At 61.9% G+C, this 24,438-nt stretch carries 21 protein-coding genes, 4 tRNA genes and 1 pseudogene; 19 read left to right on the top strand and 7 right to left on the bottom strand.

Features of this window, described 5'->3' with window-relative positions:
* Window positions 1-96: 96 nt before the first annotated feature.
* From fabB to CKW25_RS08600, 5 genes are all read right to left on the bottom strand, one after another.
* The gene (fabB, locus tag CKW25_RS08580) at window positions 97-1,317 is read right to left on the bottom strand and encodes a beta-ketoacyl-ACP synthase I (protein WP_095078751.1); all 1,221 of its coding nucleotides are present in this window, start codon (window positions 1,315-1,317) and stop codon (window positions 97-99) included.
* An 11-nt stretch (window positions 1,318-1,328) separates the two neighbouring features.
* Window positions 1,329-1,844, bottom strand: a complete 516-nt coding sequence (fabA, locus tag CKW25_RS08585; protein ID WP_095078752.1) for a 3-hydroxyacyl-[acyl-carrier-protein] dehydratase FabA — start codon at window positions 1,842-1,844, stop codon at window positions 1,329-1,331.
* 247 nt (window positions 1,845-2,091) lie between these two features.
* Complete coding sequence (locus tag CKW25_RS08590) at window positions 2,092-3,990, bottom strand: ATP-binding protein (protein WP_095078753.1); 1,899 nt, start codon at window positions 3,988-3,990, stop codon at window positions 2,092-2,094.
* Window positions 3,987-4,916 (bottom strand): ABC transporter substrate-binding protein, encoded by a 930-nt coding sequence (locus tag CKW25_RS08595; protein ID WP_095078754.1) that lies wholly within the window; start codon window positions 4,914-4,916, stop codon window positions 3,987-3,989. Before CKW25_RS08595 ends, CKW25_RS08590 begins: the two co-directional genes overlap by 4 nt.
* Before the next feature lies 1 nt (window position 4,917).
* A complete protein-coding gene (locus CKW25_RS08600; protein WP_095078755.1) occupies window positions 4,918-7,041 on the bottom strand; it encodes a TonB-dependent siderophore receptor in 2,124 nt (707 codons plus the stop codon).
* A 196-nt stretch (window positions 7,042-7,237) separates the two neighbouring features.
* On the opposite strand from CKW25_RS08600, the gene CKW25_RS08605 reads away from it, so the two are divergent.
* The 11 genes from CKW25_RS08605 to pyrF all read left to right on the top strand — a co-directional run bounded on the left by CKW25_RS08605 (window position 7,238) and on the right by pyrF (window position 16,853).
* A complete protein-coding gene (locus tag CKW25_RS08605) occupies window positions 7,238-8,263 on the top strand; it encodes an NAD(P)H-dependent glycerol-3-phosphate dehydrogenase (RefSeq protein WP_095078756.1) in 1,026 nt (341 codons plus the stop codon).
* A gap of 31 nt (window positions 8,264-8,294) precedes the next feature.
* Entirely contained in the window at window positions 8,295-8,642 is a 348-nt protein-coding gene (locus CKW25_RS08610; RefSeq protein WP_095078757.1) for a DUF4389 domain-containing protein, read from the top strand.
* Window positions 8,639-9,088, top strand: a complete 450-nt coding sequence (gene sixA, locus CKW25_RS08615) for a phosphohistidine phosphatase SixA (protein ID WP_095078758.1) — start codon at window positions 8,639-8,641, stop codon at window positions 9,086-9,088. Before CKW25_RS08610 ends, sixA begins: the two co-directional genes overlap by 4 nt.
* Window positions 9,089-9,357: 269 nt before the next feature.
* Window positions 9,358-11,025 carry an AMP-binding protein gene (locus CKW25_RS08620; RefSeq protein WP_095078759.1) on the top strand — a complete coding sequence of 556 codons (1,668 nt, stop codon included), beginning with the start codon at window positions 9,358-9,360 and terminating at the stop codon, window positions 11,023-11,025.
* 32 nt (window positions 11,026-11,057) lie between these two features.
* A complete protein-coding gene (locus CKW25_RS08625; RefSeq protein ID WP_095078760.1) occupies window positions 11,058-11,501 on the top strand; it encodes a hotdog fold thioesterase in 444 nt (147 codons plus the stop codon).
* A gap of 160 nt (window positions 11,502-11,661) precedes the next feature.
* On the top strand, window positions 11,662-12,468 hold the full coding sequence (locus tag CKW25_RS08630; protein WP_095078761.1) for an alpha/beta fold hydrolase: 807 nt from the start codon (window positions 11,662-11,664) through the stop codon (window positions 12,466-12,468).
* Window positions 12,465-13,316 carry an alpha/beta hydrolase gene (locus CKW25_RS08635; RefSeq protein ID WP_095078762.1) on the top strand — a complete coding sequence of 284 codons (852 nt, stop codon included), beginning with the start codon at window positions 12,465-12,467 and terminating at the stop codon, window positions 13,314-13,316. Before CKW25_RS08630 ends, CKW25_RS08635 begins: the two co-directional genes overlap by 4 nt.
* 50 nt (window positions 13,317-13,366) lie before the next feature.
* Window positions 13,367-14,026: a glutathione S-transferase family protein gene (locus CKW25_RS08640; protein ID WP_095078763.1), complete on the top strand. Its 660-nt coding sequence runs from the start codon at window positions 13,367-13,369 to the stop codon at window positions 14,024-14,026.
* A gap of 23 nt (window positions 14,027-14,049) precedes the next feature.
* Window positions 14,050-14,856, top strand: coding sequence for a DUF4892 domain-containing protein (locus CKW25_RS08645; RefSeq protein ID WP_095078764.1), 807 nt, complete (start codon window positions 14,050-14,052; stop codon window positions 14,854-14,856).
* A gap of 72 nt (window positions 14,857-14,928) precedes the next feature.
* The gene (locus CKW25_RS08650; protein ID WP_095078765.1) at window positions 14,929-15,984 is read left to right on the top strand and encodes an AI-2E family transporter; all 1,056 of its coding nucleotides are present in this window, start codon (window positions 14,929-14,931) and stop codon (window positions 15,982-15,984) included.
* A gap of 170 nt (window positions 15,985-16,154) precedes the next feature.
* Window positions 16,155-16,853 carry an orotidine-5'-phosphate decarboxylase gene (pyrF, locus tag CKW25_RS08655; RefSeq protein WP_172736464.1) on the top strand — a complete coding sequence of 233 codons (699 nt, stop codon included), beginning with the start codon at window positions 16,155-16,157 and terminating at the stop codon, window positions 16,851-16,853.
* Window positions 16,854-16,931: 78 nt separating this feature from the next.
* Here the strand turns inward: pyrF and CKW25_RS08660 are convergent, their stop codons facing one another.
* Complete coding sequence (locus CKW25_RS08660; RefSeq protein WP_095078767.1) at window positions 16,932-17,936, bottom strand: NADP-dependent oxidoreductase; 1,005 nt, start codon at window positions 17,934-17,936, stop codon at window positions 16,932-16,934.
* Between the two features lie 232 nt (window positions 17,937-18,168).
* On the opposite strand from CKW25_RS08660, the gene CKW25_RS08665 reads away from it, so the two are divergent.
* From CKW25_RS08665 to CKW25_RS27365, 4 genes and pseudogenes are all read left to right on the top strand, one after another.
* Entirely contained in the window at window positions 18,169-18,930 is a 762-nt protein-coding gene (locus tag CKW25_RS08665; protein ID WP_095078768.1) for an SDR family oxidoreductase, read from the top strand.
* A gap of 382 nt (window positions 18,931-19,312) precedes the next feature.
* Window positions 19,313-20,707 (top strand): PLP-dependent aminotransferase family protein, encoded by a 1,395-nt coding sequence (locus CKW25_RS08670; protein ID WP_095078769.1) that lies wholly within the window; start codon window positions 19,313-19,315, stop codon window positions 20,705-20,707.
* A 1,012-nt stretch (window positions 20,708-21,719) separates the two neighbouring features.
* Window positions 21,720-21,947 (top strand): annotated as a pseudogene (locus CKW25_RS27360) (HAMP domain-containing protein); the annotation flags it as partial.
* Window positions 21,942-22,805, top strand: a complete 864-nt coding sequence (locus CKW25_RS27365; RefSeq protein WP_371854919.1) for a methyl-accepting chemotaxis protein — start codon at window positions 21,942-21,944, stop codon at window positions 22,803-22,805. The pseudogene CKW25_RS27360 and the gene CKW25_RS27365, both read left to right, overlap by 6 nt.
* A gap of 90 nt (window positions 22,806-22,895) precedes the next feature.
* Here CKW25_RS27365 and CKW25_RS08680 read toward each other — a convergent pair whose 3' ends face one another.
* On the bottom strand, window positions 22,896-23,654 hold the full coding sequence (locus tag CKW25_RS08680) for a hypothetical protein (RefSeq protein WP_172736466.1): 759 nt from the start codon (window positions 23,652-23,654) through the stop codon (window positions 22,896-22,898).
* Between the two features lie 370 nt (window positions 23,655-24,024).
* Between CKW25_RS08680 and CKW25_RS08685 the strand changes: the two genes are divergently transcribed.
* From CKW25_RS08685 to CKW25_RS08700, 4 genes are all read left to right on the top strand, one after another.
* Window positions 24,025-24,100 (top strand) — tRNA-Glu (locus tag CKW25_RS08685).
* 2 nt (window positions 24,101-24,102) lie between these two features.
* A tRNA-Gly gene (locus CKW25_RS08690) sits at window positions 24,103-24,178 on the top strand.
* A gap of 104 nt (window positions 24,179-24,282) precedes the next feature.
* Window positions 24,283-24,358, top strand: a tRNA-Glu gene (locus CKW25_RS08695).
* Window positions 24,359-24,360: 2 nt separating this feature from the next.
* Window positions 24,361-24,436: transfer RNA gene (locus CKW25_RS08700), tRNA-Gly, on the top strand.
* Window positions 24,437-24,438 lie beyond the last annotated feature (2 nt).

A 24,438-nucleotide genomic window follows, 5' to 3' on the forward strand; every position in this document is an offset into this window, starting at 1 on the left:
TCCGCCATTGGCAGCGATGTCAGCGATAAATCCCGGACAATAAAAAACGCCCCGAACCAGTCGGGGCGTTTTCATGTACGGCGTTGTGGCGGGGTATTACTTGCCCTGCCAGCGCTTCAGTACCAGGGTGGCATTGGTGCCACCGAAGCCGAAGCTGTTGCTCATCACGGTGTTGAAGGCCACGTCTTCACGGGTCTTGGTCAGGATTGGCATGTCTGCCACTTCCGGATCCAGTTCGTCGATGTTGGCCGAGCCTGCCATGAAGTTGCCTTCCATCATCAGCATGCAGTAGATCGCTTCGTGAACGCCGGCGGCGCCCAGGGAGTGACCCGACAGGCTCTTGGTGGAGCTGATGGCCGGGGCCTTGTCGCCGAACACTTCACGCACACCTTTCATCTCCATGACGTCGCCGACCGGAGTCGAGGTGCCGTGGGTGTTCAGGTAGTCGATCGGAGCGTCGACGGTGGACATGGCCATCTGCATGCAGCGGATGGCGCCTTCGCCGCTTGGAGCGACCATGTCGTAGCCATCGGACGTCGCGCCGTAGCCGACGATTTCCGCGTAGATCTTCGCGCCACGGGCCAGAGCGTGCTCCAGCTCCTCGACCACGACCATGCCGCCACCGCCGGCGATGACGAAACCGTCACGCTTGGCGTCGTAGGCACGGGAGGCCTTTTCCGGGGTCTCGTTGTACTGGCTGGACAGTGCGCCCATGGCGTCGAAAAGGAACGACTGGCTCCAGTGTTCTTCTTCACCGCCGCCGGCGAACACGATGTCCTGCTTGCCCATCTGGATCTGTTCCATGGCGGTACCGATGCAGTGAGCACTGGTGGCGCAGGCAGAAGCGATGGAGTAGTTCAGGCCCTTGATCTTGAATGGAGTGGCCAGGCAAGCGGAAACCGTGCTGCTCATGGTCCGCGTGACGCGGTATGGGCCGACGCGCTTGACGCCTTTTTCGCGCAAGATATCCAGCGCTTCCATCTGGTTCAGGGTCGATGCGCCACCGGAGCCGGCGATCAGGCCGGTACGCGGGTTGGACACTTGCTCTTCGGTCAGGCCGGAGTCAGTGATGGCGTCTTTCATGGCCAGGTAGGCGTAAGCCGCCGCGTGGCCGACGAAGCGATAGATCTTGCGATCGATCAGCTCTTCGAGTGGTAGGTCAATGGAGCCGGAAACCTGGCTACGCAGACCCATTTCGGCATATTCCGGATTGAACCGGATGCCAGGGCGGCTTGCACGCAGGTTAGCGGAGACGGTCTCTTTGTCATTGCCCAGGCACGAAACAATGCCCAGACCAGTGATAACGACGCGGCGCATGCGAATAACCCTTAGAAGTTGTCAGTGGAGGTAAAAACGCCGACCCGAAGGCCGTCGGCGGTGTAGATCTCACGGCCGTCAACGCTGACCGAACCATCGGCGATGGCCAGGTTGAGCTTGCCCTTGAGCACACGTTTGATATGAATGTTATAGGTGACTTTCTTGGCTGTCGGCAGTACCTGGCCAAAGAATTTCACTTCGCCCGAACCCAGGGCCCGGCCACGGCCCGGCAGGCCTTGCCAGCCGAGGAAGAAGCCGACCAGTTGCCACATGGCATCGAGGCCCAGGCAGCCAGGCATCACCGGGTCACCTTCAAAGTGGCAGCCGAAGAACCACAGGTCCGGAGTGATATCCAGCTCGGCGACCAATTCACCTTTGCCGTACTTGCCGCCTTCTTCACTGATCAGGGTGACGCGATCTACCATCAGCATGTTCGGGGCGGGCAGTTGCGCGTTACCTGGGCCGAACAGCTCACCGCGACTGCAGCGCAGCAGGTCTTCCCGGGTAAAGGCGTGTTGTTTGGTCATGCGAGCTCCTCAATAGTCCCATGTGGCAGGTGGGGCAAATCTTCCCGGCCAGTCAAAGCATTCATGCCTTGAACTGGCAGCCTACTCATAGACTATTGCGTTGTAGTGAAAGTCACAGCACAAGGGACATGAATGTACACTTGTGCACTGAAATTATTATTCAAGCCCAAAATCGAGCCTGTGCAGGTGCCTAAGACTGCCGCACTTTCGCCTTTCACGCCAGTCGCAGATGGTCGAAAGCACTGCACTACTGTACCCAACGCTGCAGAATTTGCTGCAGATCAGTGCGTTTGAACGGCTTGGCCAGGTAATCGTTCATTCCCGCCGACAAGCAGGCCTCACGGTCACCCTGCAAGGCATTGGCGGTCAGGGCGATGATCGGTAGGTCGCCGCAGCCGGGCAGTTGGCGGATTTGCCGGGTGGCTTCGTAACCATCGAGCGTTGGCAGCCGACAATCCATCAGGATGGCCTCGAACGCCTGGTTTGCGGCGCTGTGTACGGCCTGTGCGCCGTCGGTGGCGATGCTCACGGTAAACCCCAGGCTGCGCAGCATGGCTTCGATGACGGTGAGGTTGACCGGGTTGTCCTCCACCAGCAGCACGTTGCGCCCCTCACCGTGATGGTTGGTCACGGGCGTGCGCGGCACCGGCACCGGTAATGTCTGGCGGGACAGGGCCAACGGCACTTCCAGGGTAAACACCGAACCTTGTCCTTCCTCGCTTTGCGCGCGCAATGTGCCGCCCATCCGCTCGGCCAGCGTACGGGCGATCGGCAAGCCCAGGCCGGTGCCGCCGTACCGCCGGGAGATGGAGCTATCGGCCTGCTGGAAGGCGTTGAACATCAGTTCCAGGCTCTCGGCCGCGATACCGATCCCGCTGTCACGCACCGAGCAGGTGAACCACAGCAGTTCGTGGTCCAGCGATTGCCATTGGGGCTCGATGGTGATCTGCCCATGTTCGGTGAACTTCAGCGCATTGCCGATCAGATTGACCAGGATTTGCCGAATCCGGGTCGGATCGCCCGCGACCTGCAAGGCCTGCATGCCGTCAGGAAACTTCAGCTCAAGGCTCAAGCCGCGCTGCGCGGCGCTGTGGGCGAAGGCCTGGGCGCAGCTGCCGATCAGTTCGGCGAGGTTGAACGGGATATGTTCCAGTTCCAGCGCCGAGCGCTCGATGCGCGAGAAGTCGAGGATGTCGTTGATGACCTTGAGCAGGTGTTCGGTGGACTCCGATGCGAGTGCGGCGTACTCGGTTTGCTCCGCCGTCATCTCGGTGGTCTCCAGCAGCTGCAACATGCCCAGCACGCCGTTCATGGGGGTGCGCAATTCATGGCTCATCATTGCCAGGAAGTCGGACTTGGCGCTGTTGGCCTTTTCCGCCTCTTCGCGTGTCTGGATCAGTTGTGCCATGGCCTGATGCTGTTCGCGGCTGGCCTGCTCCAGGCCATCGGCAAGGTTATTGATATGGCGTGACAGGCTGCCCAGTTCGGCGTCGTCGACGATCGGCAGTGGCCGCTGGTAGTCGCCTTGCTGGATCGCCTTGACGGCGTTGCCCATGGCGCTGATTGGCTCCGACAGGCTGGCGGCCAGGCGGCGAGCCAGCAGAAAAGTGAAGAGCAGGGCAAACAGCGCCAGGATCCCGGCCTTGAACACGATCTCCTTTTGCCGCTGGCTGAAGGCATCGTTGGACATGCCGACAATCACCCGCCCCAGATAATCTTCGGAAGTGCCCGGGGTGGGGGGCGGGCCTTGCAGGAAGTCATCGTTGAGCCGGATCCGTTGCAAGCGCACCGGGGCCTGGAACACCTCGACCTGTTGTGGGCGCCCTTTGCTGGCATCGGGTTGCTCGACGTACACCAGCACATTGTTGGCGCTGTCCTGTACTTGCAAAAAACGTACGTGAGGGGTGGCCAGGGTCGCTTTCATCAGGCTTTCGAGTACTTCCCGGTTGCCGGAGATCACTCCGTACTCGGTGGCCGGGGCCAGTTGGTTGGCGATCAGTTGCCCGGTGTGGTTGAGCTCCTGGCGCAGGTCCTGGATCCGCACGAAAGTAAAGAAGCTGATCAGCAACAGGGTCAGCAGCAGCGCCGGGCCAAGGCTGATGACCTGGGTGCGGGTATTGATGCCCCAATGGCGACGGAACGTCATGGAAGGTGTTCTCCTTCGGCCAACTGCGTTGCAACCTCGGCGGGGTCTATCTGTCCGATCCCCAGGGAGCGCGTGACTTGCGGATTGTTGGCGACCTTGAAGCGATTCGGGTAGAGGCTGCGCGGCCAACTGACCGGTGCCCGGTCAAGCAAGTCGCCAAGGACCGCCAGCCAGTCGCTCTGGTCGCTGTAGGTGCTGGCCAGACTGCCGGCCTTGACGAAGCCGGCGTTGGGGCCGATCAGGGCAAGCTGTTGGCCATAGCTGCTGAGCAGCAGGTTCTTGACCGTTTTCGGGTTGTACAGGTCCGGGTCGTCGAGCCCCAGCAATACATCGCTGTTGCTGAGCAATGTCTGCAGGGGGCGGCTGTCATTGGTGTTGTCCCAGCGTTCGCTGACGATTTCCAGCGACAGTTGATGGGCCGCCTGATGCAGTTCCTTGAGCAGGAATTCGCTGTTTTTGCCGTACAGCACGCCCACGCGCCTGGCTTGCGGCAGCAGGTTGCGAGTCAGACGCAGTTGTCGGCTCAAGGGTGGGTCGCTCCAGAGCAGGCTCAGGTGCAGCGGTTGAGTGTCGCCCACACGTTGATTGGCCTGCAGGCGGCTGACGCGCAACACCAGTGTCGGCGGTCCCTGGCTGTCTTGCAGGCGCCAGTCCAGGGCGGCCAGGTCCAGCAGGATAAGGCGTGTACTGCTGGGGATGCGTGCCGGTGGGGGCAGTTCGCCCAGCGGGACAAAGCGTACCTGGTCCTTGGGTCGCTGCCCGGCCAGGGCATGGGTGAAGGCTTGCATGCCAGGCGTGTCGTCGGCCGCGGTCAACAGCACATCGGCCGCCCGCACCGGCAGCGCGATCAGGCAGGCAAGCAACAGCAGGCCGGCCCAGGGGCGCAGGCTGCTCAGGAGGCAGGACCCATGGCGAATGTCGGCCATGTCAAAACACCAGCTCGGCGCTGAAATAGAGCACCTGGCGTGAGTCATAGTTGTTGTCGACAACGGTGGTCGGTTGATTGTCGAGGCGTTGCTGGAGGACTCCGGCCAGTTCCAGGCTGGCCTTGCCCAGGCTGAGGCGTTTGGCGATCCGGGTGTCGACGCGCTCGAAACGGTAGCCGTTGAGCGCGTCATCACCGTAGTAGAACAGTGCGCTGTTCCAGTCGTTGCCCCAGTCGCGCAGCCAGCCGGCCGAACCACTGTTGCGCGCGGTCAGTTGTTCATCCTGGGGGTTGCTGGCCTGGGCGTCGACATAGGCATACGTCAGGCGCAACCGGTCGGCAGCGCCCAGTTGCCAGTCCAGCTGGGCCTCCGTGCCACTGAAGCGTGCGGAGTTGGCGTTGCTGGCGATGTATTGGTTGTTGCGCAGCGGTTCACTGATCATGCCGGTGATTTCATCGTGGAACAGCTTTATATCGGCATTCAGTCCCCACTCCACGAAAAAGCCGTTATAGCCCAGTTCTCGTGAGCGCATGTGTTCCTGTTCGAGGTCGCCGGGGCCGCGGGTCTTGACGAAGTATCGGGCGCTGGTCCGGCCGTAGGCGCCGGGGTTGAGCGCGGTCACCTGATAGCTCCAGTTGACGTTGTTCTCGAACATGTCAGGGGAGCGGACGGCTTCCGAGTACACCGCGCGCAGGCCATGGCGTGGATTGATCAGGTAATTGATCGCCACCCGAGGGGTCAGGGAGTCGCCGATCAGCCGGGAATTTTCGTACATGGCACCGCCCTGAAGCAGCCAGTGCTCAGTGGCACGCCACTCCAGCTGGCCGAACCCTCGCCAGGTCGTGTCATCGAGGGTGCCATTGAAGTACGTCTCGGAGTCGGCCCGGTCGTAACGATAGTTCATGCCGCTGACCAGTCGCAGGCTATCGGCCAGGCTCAGGGTGTCCTGCAGCTCAAGGTCGTAACGCGATTCCCGGGAGCTCTGGTCAATGTCGCCGCAGACGGTCTGGCTGGCGCCCGCTTTCCATTGCTCAAGCACTTGATTGCCCAGTGCCTGTTCCGCTGGCGTGCCGCTGGGCGCGCCAGGCCCGGTATAGCTTTGCATGTGCCGCGCCAGTTGTTCGGCGTAGTTGGGGTTGAGCTGCCAGAGCTCGGTGAGCTGCGGGCTGAACGACACCTCGGCGTCGCAGGCCCGCCAGGTCTGCTGGCGATCCCAGTGCTGTGCCGAGCCCTGGATATACAGGCTGTGATCGGGGTTGATGTCCAGGTTCCAGCGCAATGAGCCGGCGTAGTCCTTGGCGACCACATCGGAGTTGTTGCCGGCCGCGGTAATCCCGGAAAACACCGGGCGGTAGGTATAAGGCCGCTGGTTGCTGCCATCTTTGGCGTTGAGCTGCCAGTCAATGCTCTGTTGCTCGTCGAGGGTTTGACTGACGGCCAGGTTGAAGCGGTTCAGGCGTCGACTGTCGCGGTAATCGTCACCCTGGCGGTCCGAATCGAAACCGTCATCCTGCTGGCCGGACAGTGACAGGCGCAGGTCGCCGGTTTCCCAGCCGGTGCCCTGGCTGGCGTACCAGTCATCGATGCCGCGCTCACCCCGGGTGATTTTCAGTCGTGTGCCATGACTGGCCGATGGGGCGCGGGTGATGATGTTGACCACCGCCATCAGCGCATTGGCACCGTAACTGACCGTGTTCGGCCCACGGAAGACTTCGATGCGCTCGATGTCCTCCATGGCCACCGGGATGTCGCTCCAGTCCACCGTCGCCAGGCCTGCGCGGTACACCGAACGGCCGTCGATCAGCACTTGCATGCGTCGTGCGCCATCGGCATTGCTGCCGTGGTAGTTCACCACCGCCTGGTTACCGCTGATGTTGCCGACCATCATCCCCGGTACCAGCCTGAGCAGTTCGCTGATGTCCCGGGCCCCGCTGGTCTTGATCAGTTCGCTGTCGAGCACGGTCATGCTGCCCGGGACGGCGGCCGGCGACTGTTTGAGACGAGTGGCGGTCAGCACCTGCGGCAGCTGCGCGTTGTCGAGGAACAGGTCATCGGCCAGCAGCGTATCGCTGAAGATCAGTGCCAGTGCCAGCGAAGGGCGTAGGTGGGAAGGGCCAACAGACACGATACAGCCTTGATAGCGTTTAGATGTCGCGCATGTTAACCGAGCTCGTTGAGTTTTCCAGTCACGATGCTGGCGTTTTCCTAGGTTTTATTATCAGGCTTCCTACAAATGCTGGTAATTGTCGCAGGGGCTGGCCGACGGTGGACCGCTCCGTATAATGCGGACATCGCCACTGGTTTGGATGAATGGATTGAATATGACTGAACAGCGCCCGATTGCGGTCCTGGGAGGCGGAAGCTTTGGTACCGCTGTGGCTAATCTGCTGGCTGAAAACGGTCAGCAGGTGCGGCAATGGATGCGAGATCCCGAGCAGGCGGAGGCTATTCGCGTCAATCGCGAAAACCCTCGTTACCTCAAGGGTATCAAGGTGCATCCGGCCGTGGAGCCGGTCACCGATTTGCTGGCCACCCTGACCGAGTGCGACCTGTGCTTTGTCGCGCTGCCGTCCAGTGCCCTGCGCGCGGTGCTCGCCCCCCATGCCGAGCGACTGAGTGGCAAGCTGCTGGTGAGCCTGACCAAGGGCATCGAAGCCCATACCTTCAAGCTGATGAGCGAGATCCTTCAGGAGATCGCTCCACAAGCGCGGATTGGTGTGTTGTCCGGGCCGAACCTGGCACGTGAAGTGGCCGAGCATGCGCTGACGGCCACCGTGGTTGCCAGTGAAGACGAAGCGCTTTGCCAGCGTGTACAGGCGGCGCTGCACGGTCGTACCTTCCGCGTCTACGCCAGCGCAGACCGCTTTGGCGTGGAGTTGGGCGGGGCGCTGAAAAACGTTTACGCCATCATTGCCGGCATGGCGGTCGCGCTGGGCATGGGCGAAAATACCAAGAGCATGCTGATCACGCGCGCGCTGGCGGAAATGACGCGCTTTGCCGTGAACCAGGGCGCCAACCCGATGACGTTCCTGGGGCTGGCCGGGGTGGGCGATCTGATCGTGACCTGTTCGTCACCCAAGAGCCGCAACTATCAGGTCGGTTTTGCCCTCGGTCAGGGCTTGAGCCTGGATGAGGCGGTGACCCGCCTGGGCGAAGTCGCCGAGGGCGTCAATACCCTCAAGGTGCTCAAGGCCAAGGCCCAGGAAGTGGGGGTCTACATGCCGTTGGTCGCGGGGCTGCATGCCATTCTGTTCGAAGGGCGCACGCTGGAGCAGGTGATTGAACTGCTGATGCGCGGCGAACCGAAAACCGATGTCGACTTTATCTCCACCAGCGGTTTCAACTGAGCACTCAATTTACAGGGACTGGGAGCAAGACATGAGCGATCCAAAAGCAGAAGCCAAGTACGAATCCATCCTGCTGCGTGTGCTGTGGATGCTGGTCTATGTGCTGGTCTGGCAGGTGGCGCAGTTTATCCTCGGCGCCGTGGTGCTGGTGCAGTTGATCTATCGGCTGATCTACGGCGCCCCGAGCGCCAGCCTGATGAACTTCGGTGACAGCCTCAGCCAGTTCCTGGCGCAGATCGGCCGTTTCGGCAGTTTCCATAGCGACCAGAAACCCTGGCCGTTCGCCGATTGGCCAACCCCGCGCACGCCTGAAGGCGAGGCCCCGCACGCCGTGGCGCCGGCGCCGCACCCGACCCGGGACGAGGAGCCGAAGCTATGAAGCTCTGGGTGTTGCGTCACGGTCAGGCCGAGTCCTACGCCCCCAGCGATGCCGAACGGGAACTGACCGCGCAGGGTCGCGAAGAAGTGCTGCGCAGTGCCGCGCACCTGATCGGCCAGCCGCTGCACGCCATCATCGCCAGCCCCTATGTCCGCGCCCAGCAGACGGCACAACTGGTGCGTGAGGCATTGGGCTTCGAGCCACAGATTCTCACCGTGTCCTGGCTGACGTCGGACAACAATCCGTTGGCGGTCGTCGGCCACCTCGACTATGCGGACAACATCCTGCTGGTCAGCCATCAGCCGTTGGTGGGCAACCTGATCGGCTTGTTGCAGCACGGCCACTTGCGCGCACCGCAACCGATGCACACCGCCAGCCTGGCCGAACTGGAAGCGGATTACCCACTGGCGGGGGCGATGACGCTCAACAGCGTCAAGCACCCGTAAACGCAGGGCCGAACCCGATACCGTGGCGACGGGGCTTGCCCCCGTCGGCCAGTCTGCGTTCGGACGAAGCAGTCGTCTTCAGTGTGTTCGGTCAGTCCGACAACACGAGGTGACCGGTTTTAGGGCCGCTTCGCACCCCAGCGCGGGCAAGCCCGCTCGCCACAGGTGCGTGGTTTCCGCTCCCTGATTTGTTCGTAAAAAAAGCCAACCAAGCAACCGCTTGGTTGGTCTATGCTTGCCGCCACCTCGAACAAAAAGGAGCGTCCTCCATGTCCGCCGCTTTTCGTTTGCCGCTGCAAGTGTTCTACGAGCGCGAAGCTCGCCATCCTCATCAGCGCTTCCTGGTGCAGCCCGTGGGTGGCGGACAGGTGGAAACCCTGACCTGGGCTGACGTCGGGCACCAGGCGCGGTGTGCCGCCCACTGGCTACGCGCCCGCGAATTGCCCAGGGGCAGTCACATTGCCCTGATTTCGAAAAACTGCGCGCACTGGATCATTGCCGACCTGGCGATCTGGATGGCCGGGCATGTTTCCGTTCCGCTGTACCCCAACCTCACCGCCGACTCGGTGGCCCAGGTGCTCGAGCACTCGGAAGCGGCACTGGCGTTCATTGGCAAGCTCGACGACTGGCCGGGCATGTCCAGGGGCGTCAAGGCCGAGCTTCCCACCATCAGCCTGCCGCTGTGTCCGGCCGGGACGTTCGACTACAGCTGGGCGGACCTGCAGCGCAGCTCTCCGATCCAGGACAACCCGACTCCAGGCGCCGATGAGCTGGCGACTATCATCTATACCTCCGGCACCACCGGCCTGCCCAAGGGGGTGATGCACAGCTTTGGCGCCCTGGGGTTTGCGACCACTCATGGCACACAGCTGTTCAACCTGAATGAGTCGGACCGGTTGTTGTCGTACTTGCCCCTGTGCCATGTCGCCGAGCGGATGTTTGTCGAACTGGCGTCCATCTATACCGGGCAAACGGTGTTCTTTGCCGAAAGCCTCGACACCTTCCTTGCCGACTTGCAGCGCGCACGGCCCACCGCATTGTTTGGTGTGCCGCGGATCTGGACCCGGTTTCAGATGGGGGTCTACAGCAAGATACCGGCCAAGCGCCTGGATTTTCTCCTGGGCCTGCCAATCATCGGCAAGCGGATCGGGCACAAGGTGCTCGCCGGACTTGGCCTGGATGCCTTGCGCATTGCCCTGTCCGGTGCCGCGCCGGTGCCGTTGGCCTTGCTGCACTGGTACAAGCGCCTGGGGCTGGATGTGCTGGAGGTCTACGGCATGACCGAAAGCTGCGGTTACTCCCATATTTCCCTGCCGGGCCAGAGCCTGCCTGGCTGGATCGGCAAGCCTTGTCCGGAGGTGGACGTTCGCATCGACGAATCCGGCGAGGTGCTGGTGCGCAGCGGCGCGACCATGCTGGGTTATTTCAAGGAGCCGCAGAAGACCGCCGAGACCCTCACTGAGGACGGCTTCCTGCGCACCGGCGACAAGGGCGAGCAGGACGCCGAGGGCTATCTGCGCCTGACCGGGCGCCTCAAGGAAATCTTCAAGACCAGCAAGGGCAAGTACGTGGCGCCGGCACCGATTGAAAACCGCCTGGCGGTGCACTCGCGCATCGAGCAGGTCTGTGTGGTCGGCGATGGACTGAGCGCGCCACTGGGGTTGTGCGTACTGTCGGCGGTGGGCTTGCAGGACGCCGCCAGTGCAGCACGCGCGGCCTTGCAGGCAAGCCTGGAAAGCCTGCTGCAGGAGGTCAATGGTGCCCTCGACAAACATGAGCGCCTGCGCCAGTTGGTGGTGGTCAAGGATAACTGGGCGGTGGAAAACGGCTTCCTGACCCCGACCCTGAAGATCAAGCGCAACGTGATCGAAGCAGCTTACGGTGCACGGTTTGAAGAGTGGAGTGCGCGTAGCGAGGCGGTCCTGTGGCAGGATTGATTGCGACAACACCAATAACAAAGGACGTAGTGATGAGCCTGTGGCGGACCCTTCCCAACATTGAACACTTGAACGAGACTCAGAAGAACACCATTGGCGAAGTGCTGGATATACGCTTCGAAGCCTTTGATGACGAGTCACTGACCGCCAGCATGGTCGTCGATCACCGTACCCGTCAGCCCTTTGGCTTGTTGCACGGTGGCGCCTCGGTGGTCCTGGCTGAAACCGTGGGCTCGATGGCCAGTTTCCTGTGCCTGGACCCCGGCAAGTACTACTGCGTGGGCCTGGAAATCAACGCCAACCACTTGCGCGGCCTGCGCAGCGGACGGGTGACGGCGGTGGCCAGGGCGATCCACATCGGCCGTACTACCCACGTCTGGGACATTCGCCTGAGCGGCGATGAAGGCAAGGCCAGTTGCGTGTCGCGCCTGACCATGGCGGTGGTGCCGCTGGGTGAGGCGCCACCGGCTCGTTGAGATACATCAGCATTCCATGTGGCGTGGGAGCAAGCTCCCTCGCCACAGAGTCCACCGCGCAAATGGCCTGACTGTCATCATTCATGGCAGTTACAGTCATTGCCGCGGGATCGCGTCTTGCGGACAATCAACACCTGATTTTGTTTATGGACACGCCGTTATGCCGCAGCAGATTTTTTTCACCCATGCCAATGGCTTTCCTTCAGGCACTTACGGCAAGTTGTTTGCCGCGCTGGCGCCGGAGTATCAGGTCGCGCATCTGCAGCAGCATGCCCATGACCCCAGGTTTCCGGCGGACGACAACTGGTACAACCTGGTGGATGAACTGATTCATCACCTGGAACAGCAACCCGGGCCTGTGTGGGGCGTCGGGCACTCCTTCGGCGGGGTGCTGCACCTGCACGCCGCCCTGCGTTGCCCGCACCTGTATCGCGGCGTGGTGATGCTCGATTCCCCTGTGCTGACCCGCACGGACCAGTGGGTCATTCGTGCGGCCAAGCGCTTTGGCTTTATCGATCGGCTGACCCCGGCGGGGCGTACCCTGGGGCGTCGCGAAGAGTTTGCCGACCTGGAGTCGGCGCGTCGTTACTTCGCCGGCAAGACCCTGTTTCGCGGCTTTGACCCGGAATGCTTCGACGCCTATCTGCAGCACGGCCTGCACAAGGTCGGTGAGCGTCTGCGGTTGCGCTTTGATCCGGCCACCGAGATCAGTATCTACCGTGGCGTGCCGCATACCAGCCCGGGGCGCACCCGCCAGTTGAAAGTGCCGCTGGCCGTGGTGCGTGGCCGCCAGAGCAAGGTGGTCATGCGCCATCATGCAAACTCCGTCGGCCGCCTGCCTCAAGGCGAGTCGCTGACCATGCCCGGTGGTCATATGTTCCCGCTGGAGCGCCCACAGGACACGGCCGCGCTGCTCAAGGACCTGTTCACCCGCTGGGAAGGCCGCAGCGAGCGGAGCTGCGCATGAGCAGCGTCGAAGAGGTCCGACTGAGCCTGCCGCATATCGAGTTGGCGGCCCATCTGTTCGGGCCCGAAGACGGTCTGCCGGTGATTGCCCTGCACGGCTGGCTGGACAACGCCAACAGCTTTGCGCGGTTGGCGCCCAAGCTTGAGGGCTTGCGGATTGTTGCCCTGGACATGGCCGGTCATGGGCATTCCGGGCATCGGCCATTGGGCGCCGGTTATGCGCTGTGGGATTACGCGTACGATGTGCTGCAGGTTGCCGAACAACTGGGCTGGAAGCGTTTTGCGCTGCTGGGCCACTCCCTGGGGGCGATTGTCTCGGTGGTGCTGGCCGGTGCGTTGCCCGAGCGCGTGACGCACCTGGCGTTGATCGATGGGGTGATTCCGCCTACCACCCCCCACGACAATGCCGCCGAACGCATGGGCATGGCGCTGCAGGCGCAACTGGACCTGCAGCACAAGAGCAAGCCGGTCTACAGCACCCTGGAGCGGGCCGTGGAAGTACGCATGAAAGGCCTGGTTGCGGTCACTCGCGAAGCGGCCGAACTGCTGGCGCAACGGGGGTTGATGCCCGTTCCCGGCGGTTACACCTGGCGCACCGACAGCCGCCTGACGCTGGCGTCCCCGATGCGTCTGTCGGATGAGCAGGCCATGTCCTTCGTTCAGCGCATCCAGTGCCCCGCGCACCTGGTGGTGGCGGCTGACGGGATGCTGGCCAGGCATGCGTCGTTGCTGGAACGTCTACCCTTTAGCCGAGAACAGTTGCCGGGTGGCCACCATTTGCACCTGAATGACGAGGCGGGCGCCACCCTTGTTGCAGACTGTTTCAATCGGTTTTTCGCCATTCCTTGACTTGCGCGGGGCAACTGTCGAGGCTGGGCGGGTTGAAATGGGAGACAACCATGATAGATCTCTACACCGCTGCGACCCCTAATGGCCACAAGGTCTCTATCGTGCTCGAAGAACTCGACATGCCCTACACGGTGCATGCCTTGAGTTTCGACCAGAAGGAACAAAAGGCACCCGAGTTTCTCAAGATCAATCCCAATGGCCGGATTCCGGCGATTGTCGACCGCGCCAACGGGGATTTCGCCGTGTTTGAATCCGGCGCGATTCTCATCTATCTGGCTGAACTGAGTGGGCAACTGTTGCCCAATGATCCGAAAGGGCGCTCGGTGGCGATCCAGTGGCTGATGTTTCAAATGGGCGGTATCGGTCCGATGCAGGGCCAGGCCAATGTGTTTTTTCGCTACTTTCCGGAAAAACTGCAGGGCGCCATCGACCGCTACCAGCATGAAACCCGGCGCTTGTATGAAGTGCTCGACACCCGCCTGGAGTCCGTCGAGTTCCTGGCCGACGCCTACAGCATTGCCGATATCGCGACCTACCCGTGGGTCCGTGGCCATGAATGGTCCGGGGTCCCGGTCGACGGCTTGCCCGCCCTGCAGCGCTGGATGGCGGCGATGGCGCAACGCCCGGCTGTGCAGCGTGGTTTGCTGGTGCCGCAACGCGTTGACGACGCCAGCGTCATAAAGGGCGCCCAGGCCATGCTGATCCGATGAGAGTGCCTTCCAGTTTGAAAAGAATGAGTGTTGCCTGCTGGCTTGCGGCAGGGTGTTTCAGTGGGCTGGTGGTCGCCGCCGATGTTCCTGGCAGCCAGGATCTGCCAGGGGTGCCCCGGATGGTGGATGCGCAGATTGTCGACTACCGCCCGGCGGCCGAGCTTGAGCGGATTTACCCAATGGGTTCGATCCGCAAAATCAGCGGCCAGTTGCGTTTCGACGGGCAGGTCAATGCCCGTGGGCACATGACCTCGGTGACCTACGAACTGCCGCCGGATCATTCGTCCCTCTCGGCCTTTACCGCAGCCCGCGAAGCCTTGCAGAAGCAGGGCGCCGAACTGTTGTTCTGGTGCCAGGCCCGTGATTGCGGAGAAAGCAGCCTGTGGGCCAATGAGGTCTTTGGCAACGCCAAGCTCTATGGCGTCGATAACGCACAGGCTTACCTGCTGCTGCGCCTGGCGCCGCCCCAGGACAATTCGCTGGTGGCGCTCTACAGCATCACCCGCGGCAATCGCCGGGCGTACCTGCATGTCGAGCAGTTCGAAGCCAGTGCGCCACTGGGCGACCTGTTGCCGACCTCCGCCACCTTGTTGCGTCAACTCAAGGACACGGGAGTGCTGGATCTGCCACGCCTGAACGGCGACCCACAAACGGCCTGGCTGACCTTGCTGTCCCGTGGGCTGAATCTGGACACCACGTTACGCATCAGCTTGTCCGGGGCTAATGCCGAAGCCTGGCGCCAGGCGCTGGTCGATCAGGGCGTGCGTACCGCGCGCCTGGAGCTTGGCACGGTGGAAACGCCAGGCCTGCGGCTTGAGCTTCTGCGTTAAGCTTGCGGCAGGCGAGCGCGCTGTCAGCCGTTCGCCTGCCTCCTTGTCGATTGACCCTGTTCGAGATTCTTCATGCTCAATAATGATCGGCTATTGGTGCAGATCCTGCTTTTGGTGTTGTTCGGTGCCAGCTTCTGGGTGATGGCGCCCTTCTGGTCGGCGCTGTTCTGGGGCGCGGTGCTGGCGTTCGCCAGTTGGCCGCTGATGCGTCTTCTGACCCGCTGGCTCAATGGTCGTGAATCCCTCGCGGCGGGCGTGCTGACGCTGGGCTGGATGGTGCTGGTGGCGGTGCCGCTGGTGTGGCTGGGGTTCAACCTGGTGGACCATGTGCGCGACGCAACCGCGCTGTTCAAGGATGTGCAGGTCGATGGCCTGCCCGAAGCGCCGGCGTGGCTGGGTGGTGTACCCCTGGTCGGCGAGCGGTTGGTGGGGCTCTGGAACAGCATCGACCAGCAAGGTGCGGCGCTGATGTTGTCGGTCAAGCCCTACCTCGGACAGGTCGGCAACTGGTTGCTGGCGCGCAGCGCGCAGATTGGCGGCGGTATCCTTGAACTGGCCTTGAGCATTGTCTTCGTGTTCTTTTTCTATCGGGATGGCCCACGCCTGGCGATGTTCGTCCATCGCCTGCTGGAACGCCTGATCGGTGATCGTGCCGGTTACTACATCTCGCTGGTGGCCGGTACCGTGCAGCGGGTGGTCAACGGGGTCATCGGCACGGCCGCCGCCCAAGCCGTCCTGGCCTTGATCGGCTTCCTGATTGCCGGCGTGCCAGGGGCGTTGGTGCTGGGCATCGTCACGTTCCTGCTCAGCCTGATTCCCATGGGGCCGCCGTTGGTGTGGATTCCCGCCACGGCCTGGCTGGTGTGGAAGGGTGAATACGGTATGGCGGTATTCCTCGGTATCTGGGGTACGTTCATCATCAGCGGTGTCGACAATGTGCTCAAACCGTACCTGATCAGCCGTGGCGGCAACCTGCCGCTGGTAATTGTGTTGCTCGGGGTGTTCGGCGGCTTGATTGCCTTCGGTTTTATCGGCTTGTTTGTCGGGCCGACCTTGTTGGCGGTGGCCTACAGCCTGTTGATCGACTGGAGCAAGAGTCAGACACGGGTTGAAGAAAAGCGCGAGTAACCGGTTTTTGCTGTCGGGCCCCCATGCCGGGCTCGACGCAAATGGCGTGTCTGCCGGGTTTTTATCCGCCCAATGACGCCGTTGACGATGAATTACTGATCATCGGGTCCCGGACGGGCTCGTGTTCCGCTACAATGCGCGCCGATTTCGACTTGCCTGAGAGCCCACTCATGTCCGCCTGCCAGACTCCTATCATCGTCGCCCTGGATTTCCCTACCCGTGACGCCGCACTGAAGCTGGCCGACCAGTTGGACCCGAAACTGTGCCGGGTCAAAGTCGGTAAAGAGCTGTTTACCAGCTGTGCTTCGGAAATCGTCGGGACCCTGCGCGACAAGGGTTTTGAAGTGTTCCTGGACCTCAAGTTCCACGACATTCCCAACACCACCGCCATGGCCGTCAAGGCCGCTGCGGAAATGGGCGTGTGGATGGTCAACGTCCACTGTTCCGGCGGCCTGCGCATGATGGCGGCCTGCCGTGAAGTGCTGGACCAGCGCAGCGGTCCAAAGCCGTTGCTGATCGGTGTGACCGTGCTGACCAGCATGGAGCGTGAAGACCTGGCCGGGATCGGCCTGGACATCGAGCCGCAGGAGCAGGTGCTGCGCCTGGCCGCATTGGCGGAGAAGGCCGGGATGGACGGCCTGGTGTGCTCGGCGCTGGAAGCCCGGGCCCTGAAGTCGGCGCACCCGTCGCTGCAACTGGTGACCCCGGGGATTCGTCCGGCGGGCAGCGCCCAGGACGACCAGCGTCGCATCCTGACCCCGCGTCAGGCGCTGGACGCCGGTTCCGACTATCTGGTGATCGGCCGTCCGATCAGCCAGGCCGCCGATCCGGCCAAGGCGTTGGCTGCGGTCGTCGCCGAACTGGCCTGATCAAGCACTGAAGATCCGCATGTGAGAGAGCGCCGCTCGGCACTCTCCCACAGGGATTGGCTGTCGCCAGGTGTCGCATTAAACCTTCAGCACCAACTTGCCAAAGTTCTCCCCGCTGAACAACTTCATCAGCGATTCCGGGAACGTCTCCAGCCCGTCAACGATATCTTCCTTGCTCTTGAGCTGTCCCTTGGCCATCCAGCCGGCCATTTCCTGCCCGGCGGCCGCGAACTGCGCGGCGTAATCCATTACCACGAAGCCTTCCATGCGTGCACGGTTGACCAGTAGCGACAGGTAGTTGGCCGGGCCCTTGACCGCTTCCTTGTTGTTGTACTGGCTGATGGCGCCACAGATCACCACGCGGGCCTTGAGGTTCAAGCGGCTGAGCACCGCGTCGAGGATGTCGCCGCCAACGTTGTCGAAATACACGTCCACACCTTTCGGGCATTCGCGCTTGAGGCCGGCGAGCACGTCTTCGCTCTTGTAGTCGATGGCACCGTCAAAGCCCAGTTCGTCGATCAGGAACTTGCACTTGTCCGCACCACCGGCGATACCCACCACGCGGCAGCCTTTGAGCTTGGCAATCTGCCCGGCAATGCTGCCAACGGCACCGGCGGCGCCCGACAGCACCACGGTATCCCCGGTCTTCGGTGCGCCGACGTCCAGCAGGGCGAAGTAAGCGGTCATGCCGGTCATGCCCAGCGCCGACAAATAGCGCGGCAAGGGCGCCAGTTTCGGATCGACCTTGTAGAAACCACGGGGCTCGCCGACGAAGTAGTCCTGCACGCCCAGCGCACCGTTCACATAGTCGCCCACGGCAAAGCCCGGGTGGTTGGAGGCGATGACCTGGCCCACGCCCAAGGCACGCATGACCTCGCCGATGCCCACGGGCGGGATGTAGGACTTGCCTTCGTTCATCCAGCCACGCATGGCCGGGTCCAGCGACAGGTACTCATTCTTGACCAGGATCTGACCGGCCGCCGGTTCGCCGACCGGCACTTGCTGATAGGTAAAGGTCTCGCGGGTCGCGGCCCCCACCGGGCGTTTGGCGAGCAGGAATTGACGGTTGGTCTGGGCAGTCATGGCGGGCACTCAAGGGGGGATGAAGTCTGATTGATAGACCCTCGTGGCCGTTGTCGCAAGGTTTGCCGATGCAGCGAATACAGGTCGATCCAGTGGAGTGATAGTCATGCGGGGAGGTTCATCACTGGCACTCATGAGCAATCAACCGGCCTTCTGATAGTGGTGCCGCGTGACGGGGCGGGGTGGCTAGACTGGGGCCGCGCGATCACGCCCATCTTTCGAGGACATAACAATGAGCATGAGATTTTCCGGCCAGGTAGCGTTGGTGACAGGTGCGGCGGCCGGTATTGGCCGTGCGACCGCCCAGGCATTTGCCGCCGAAGGATTGAAAGTAGTCGTCGCGGACCTCGATGTGGCGGGTGGCGAGGGTACTGTCGAATTGATCCGCGCGGCTGGCGGTGAGGCGGTGTTCGTGCGCTGCAACGTGACCCTGGAAAGTGACGTGGAAAACCTGATGGCCCAGGCAGTGAGCACTTATGGACGCCTCGATTATGCCTTCAACAATGCCGGGATCGAGATCGAAAAGGGCCGGCTGGCGGAGGGCACCCTCGATGAGTTCGATGCAATCATGGGCGTCAACGTCAAGGGCGTCTGGTTGTGCATGAAGTACCAGCTGCCGCTGATGCTTGCCCAGGGGGGCGGGGCCATCGTCAATACCGCTTCGGTGGCCGGTCTTGGGGCTGCGCCGAAAATGAGTATCTACGCGGCTTCCAAGCATGCGGTGATCGGTCTGACCAAATCAGCCGCCATCGAGTACGCGAAGAAAAAAATCCGGGTGAACGCAGTGTGCCCTGCGGTGATCGACACCGATATGTTCCGCCGCGCCTATGAAGCCGATCCGAAGAAGGCTGACTTTGCCGCCGCCATGCACCCGGTAGGACGTATTGGCAAGGTGGAGGAAATTGCCAGTGCCGTGTTGTACCTGTGCAGCGACGGCGCCGCGTTTACCACCGGCCATTCACTGGCGGTCGACGGTGGGGTAACGGCGTTCTGAGAAATTGACGAAAAGCGCGTTGTTCGCCCGAGGTACGACTCGGTCAGGGTGATCACCGTCCCGTGGCGAGGGAGCTTGCTCCCGTTGGGCAGCGAAGCGGCCCCCGATAAGGCTATTGCGGTCCTTCAGAGAGAACTCCGTGAGCGGTTTTGGGGCTGCTGCGCAACCCAGCGGGAGCAAGCTCCCTCGCCACGGGATATCGCCCAGCAATACGCATTCTCACGGGCCTTCAGTGTCCGGCTCCGGCACGTCAAGGGGCTGAGGTTTGTGTTTCAAAGAGTTAGACGCTCATGTGTTGGCGGCGTTGTCGCACATCGACATGAGGGGCCCTGTGCTTAACTGTTTTTCGGACATGCCATCAAACAGTTGGAGTGGCTCTCTCATGGAGTTGAGAATCGATCGCCAGGCGCTGGTGCCCGTGGTGCAGCAAATCGTCGACGCCCTCGTGGGCTGGATTCGCCTGAGTCGCGTCGCACCCGGAACGCGTTTGCCGACTATCCGGCAACTGGCCCGGGATAACCTGCTCAGTCAGTCCAGTGTCGTCGAAGCGTATGGGCGCATGGTTGCCCAGGGTGTGCTCGCCTCGCGTCAAGGTTCGGCATTTTTTGTCGCGGCGCCGCGGCCCGCGTCCCACGGTTGCGCTGCCGAGTTGGCCCTCGCAGGCGGTGGTGCGGCAAGTGAAGGTCCATTGGACCGTTTGCCGCTCGGGCGCGGTGGCATGCCCGAAAGTTGGCGGGAGAGCGATGACCTCCGTTATGCCATTCGCCAGGTGGCCGGCACCGACATGGCCGGACTGTTCAATTACAGCACCTCCCATGGCTTGCCGGCCTTGCGCCAGCAGATCGTCAAGCGTCTGAAGCAGCAGGCAATCGTTGTCGAGGAACAGCAGGTGCTGACGACCGCAGGCGCTACCCAAGGGCTTGATCTGATTATCCGGGTGCTGCTCAAGCCGGGTGATTGTGTCGTGGTGGAAAGCCCGGGTTATTCGAACCTGTTCGAGCAACTCAGGTTGTGGGGCGTCCGCCTGCTGGAGGTTCCGCGAACCCCGTGCGGGCCTGATACCGAAGCGTTGGAACGGTTGCTGGAAGGGCACGCGCCACGGGCCTTGTTCATCAACAGTCAGTTTCACAACCCGACGGGCAGTTGCCTGACTCGCGAGGTGGCGCAGCGGGTGCTGGAACTGGCCGAGCGTCATGGGCTGATCATTGTCGAGGACGACGTTTATGCTGATTTCCAGGAGCGCACGGGCAGCCGTCTTGCCGCGCTGGATACCGGTGGGCGAGTGGTGTATGTCGGCAGTTTTTCGAAAACACTCAGCAGTTCGTTGCGAGTCGGTTACGTGGTGGCCAGCGCTGAAAGGATCGCGAGCCTGGCACGGGTCAAGATGATCAGCAGCCTGGGTGCCTCGCGGTTTTGCGAATCGGTGCTGACCTGTCTGCTGGCCAATGGCGCGTACCGCAAGCTGGTGCAACGTCAGCGCCAGCGCCTGAAACGTGACATGAGCACCGCGTTGCAGGCGCTGGAAGAGGTCGAGTGGGAGGTCTTCGGCAAACCCGCAGGCGGCCTGTACCTCTGGGCGCGACCCAAGGCGTGCGACCCAGCCCGGGTACGTACGCTCGCCGAGCGCCTGGGGGTCTCGCTGTCGTCCGCAACCGCTTTCAGCCCGGGTGGCCGGGCCAGCGACTGGTTGCGTATCAATGTGGCTTATGCCGGTGACTCACGGGCACTGGCTTTCTTTCGGGCCTGCGCATTACCAGATCGACCTCAAGCGTTCTGAAAGCGACCGACACATAGCTTTTTGCCATTATTGCGGCGCGGGAGACTTGTGCTTGGGGTCGCCCCGTTGCGACTCTGCGTCAACAGGCAATGGCCGCGTCGCCATTGGCCACTGAAGGGGGTTGCGAGCAATGATTTCGGGCGTGCAAGGACGTTTTGCCAACCTGGGTATGGCAAAGAAACTGGGGCTGGGGTTTATGCAGGTTTTGCTGTTGACGGCGCTGGTGGCCGCCATCGGTGTCTGGTCCTTGCACACCATCAGTCAGCGCTTCGATGGCCTCAAGCAGATGTCGTCGCTCAACAGCGGCTTGCTCAAGGTTCGTCTGCTGGAGCAGGAGTACGCCTTGCACGGCGACTCGAAAACCGTCGATGCCCTGCATGAACGTGTCGATGCGCTGATCGTTCTGGCCGGCCGGCTCAAGGCTCAGTCAGCAGCCAATGCGGCGCTGATGGATGGGGTCGAGCAATCCCTGGGCGCCTATCGCAAGGCCTTCGACGAATTTGTCGAGCTGGCCTCGGCCAAGGACCTGGCGCTGGAAATGGCCAGTTGGTCGGTCTCCAGCGTGGCCAATAACCTTGATGTGTTGCAGGCCGGGCTTGCCGACGATGGTGCCTATTCACTCAAGGAGTCCGCGGGCAAGGACGGTGCCGAGTTTATCGAGCAGGCTAATCAGGTCAGCCAGGTGTCGAAGCTGATGCTGCAGGCGATGAACGAAGCGCGGCTACGCCTCGAGCAGAGTCGCAAGGCCAGCGAGGACGGTGCCGGGCAGGGCAGGATCGAGCAGGCTGACCAGGCACTGGCCCAGGCAGAAGCGCTGAAGGGTACGGTCAAGGATGCGGGTTATCAGACGGTGCTCAGTGAAGTGGCCGGGCATATCACCAGTTTTAGCGAGAAGCTCACCGAGTACACCGGCTTGCTGAGCCAGGAGAGGCTGGTGTATCAGCGGTTGCATGAGCGTGCCGATGAAGTCGTGCAACGGGTCGATCAAGCCTATGGCGGGCAGGATCAGGCGATGCAGGTGGAGCTCAAGAACAACGCGCTGCTGATCATTGGGTCTTCGGCATTGGCATTGTTGGTTGGGGTGATTGCCGCATGGCTGATTACCCGACTGATCGTTGCGCCTCTGCGCAGTGTGATTCGCGTGGCCGAGCAAATCGCCGCGGGCGACCTGAGCGCCACGGTGCAGGTGACGCGTCGCGATGAAATCGGCCAGTTGATGCAAGCGATGCAGACCATGGGGGCCGGGTTGAGCCAGATCGTCAGCGGGTTGCAGGCGGGCATCGAGCAACTGGCGAGCTCTGCGCAGTCGTTGTCAGCCGTGACCGAGCAGACCACTCTCGAAGTCAGCAGCCAGAAGGAAGAGACCGAGCAAGTCGCCACCGCGATGAACCAGATGACGGCCACCGTACACGACGTGGCACGTAACGCCGAGGAAGCGGCGCTGGCGGCGCAAACGGCCGATGGCAAGGTCGAAACCGGCCAGCAGGTGGTCCGCCAGAGTATGCAGCGGATTGAACAGCTGGCCGACTCGGCAGGTTTGGCCAGCGCCAGCATCGAGAGTCTCAGTTCGGAAATCCAGAACATTGGCACCGTGCTTGGTGTCATCAAGAGTGTCGCCGAGCAAACCAACTTGCTGGCGCTCAACGCGGCGATCGAAGCGGCGCGGGCGGGGGAGCAGGGCAGGGGCTTTGCCGTGGTGGCGGATGAAGTTCGGGCATTGGCCAAGCGTACCCAGCAATCGACCGAGGAAATCGAGCGGCTGGTCAGTGCCTTGCGCGCGGCCGCGCAGGTGTCGGTGCAGCAGATCCAGAGCAGTGGCGAACTGGTCAAGCTCGCGGTCAGTGATGCGTTGCAGACCGAAAGCGCGCTGGGCAGCATCGCCGCGGCGGTATCGCTGATCCAGCAAATGAACCAGCAGATTGCGGCAGCCGCCGAGCAACAGAGTTCGGTGGCTGAAGAGATCAACCGCAGCGTGACCAGCATCCGGGCCAGTGCCGATCAGTCCTCGGTGGCCATGCAAGGCAATGCCGCGTCAAGCATCGAACTGGCGCAGTTGGGGGGTGAGCTGAAGGGGATGGTGGGGCATTTCAGGTTGTAGCGCAGGGAGAGTGGCTCAGGATCCCGCGCGCCTGTCGGTGAATCCCTTCAGGCGCTGGCAAGGCGGGTGATCGTTCGCGGTACGGCGCACTCAGTCGTAAATGGCCTTCTTCTTCCAGTCCGCATCGGCCTCGACGTCCTTGAGGCCTTCGGTCAATTCGTTGACCTCGCCTTCAACCGGTGCAATGTGGGTCAGTACCATGGAGTTGGCGCGAGCCAGGAGCTTTTCCAGGTACTGCAGCTGTTCGCTGTAAACCTGGGGATCCGGTTGTTTGCGCAGGTACTGCACGCCGCGCTCGAACGCCAGGCGGGCCTGGCCGGGCTGTTCCTGTTGCAAGGCGTGCTGGCCGAGGTTGTTGAAGAACTCGATGTGCAGCAGTACCAGAAGATGGCGAATCTGGCGGATCCAGCCTTTGGCTTCGTTGGTCGGCAGGAAGCCGTCGTGGGCCGCCCGCGTAACCTGGCCATGCAAGGCCTCAAGCAGGAAGCGCACGTCCTTGGCCTTGGCTTCGGTCTGGATCGGCGCTGGCGGGTTATTGACCGCAATGGACTCGCCTTGTGCGACCTGGGCTGTCAATTCATCAATACGAGCCTTCAGGCTGGTGCTGGATTTATCCAGGTTCAGCATGCGCTGGCAGACATTGAGCTCCAGCCGGGTCAACAGCAGTTTGAGCGCCGGGGTCATCAGCTGCCCGGGGAAGGTCTCGGTGATTTCGCCACAGCGGCGCAGGCGGTCGTTGAGTTCGACCTTGGTGCGGGCCTTTTCCAGTTTATTGTTTTCCACCACATGGTTCATGTAGCCAATGGCGATCAATAGTGCGATCCCGACTATTACTAGCAGGGTGATCATGAGTGGTGTCACCGTGAAGACCTCTTTATTGGGTTTGCGTACGAGTGTAGTGGCTAAGCCTGGGGGCGGATAGGGCGGTGCGATGGGCTGGAACGGCCGATTGTGCGACGTGTAAAGGCAATGCATGGATGGATGCATATCGCCAGTATCCTGATGGAAAGGACTATAGCGCCTTGGCGGGTGACAGAATATAGGCGTCAAAGCCCGGTTGGACGAAAAGCCCGAATCCCCCCTGAAAGGGCGGCGAAGTCATTGATTTAAATAAATTTATATCGGGGGGTTGACGACCCCTCAATCCATCCATAGAATGCGCGCCACTTACAGCGGAAAGCGAACAGCGGAACGCGGTAGGGAGTGAAGTTTTAGCTGTGTCCCCTTCGTCTAGTGGCCTAGGACACCGCCCTTTCACGGCGGTAACAGGGGTTCGAGTCCCCTAGGGGACGCCATTGCGGGAATAGCTCAGTTGGTAGAGCACGACCTTGCCAAGGTCGGGGTCGCGAGTTCGAGTCTCGTTTCCCGCTCCAATTTTAAACAGCAGTGCTTTCGGGCGGTGCTGAGTGAAACCAGGACCAAGTCTTCGGATACGGGCCTGGACACTGGAACACACACCATGTGTTCCGGGTAGCGTGTCCCCTTCGTCTAGTGGCCTAGGACACCGCCCTTTCACGGCGGTAACAGGGGTTCGAGTCCCCTAGGGGACGCCATTGCGGGAATAGCTCAGTTGGTAGAGCACGACCTTGCCAAGGTCGGGGTCGCGAGTTCGAGTCTCGTTTCCCGCTCCATA

Source organism: Pseudomonas sp. Irchel s3h17 (assembly GCF_900187505.1).
Taxonomy (GTDB): domain Bacteria; phylum Pseudomonadota; class Gammaproteobacteria; order Pseudomonadales; family Pseudomonadaceae; genus Aquipseudomonas.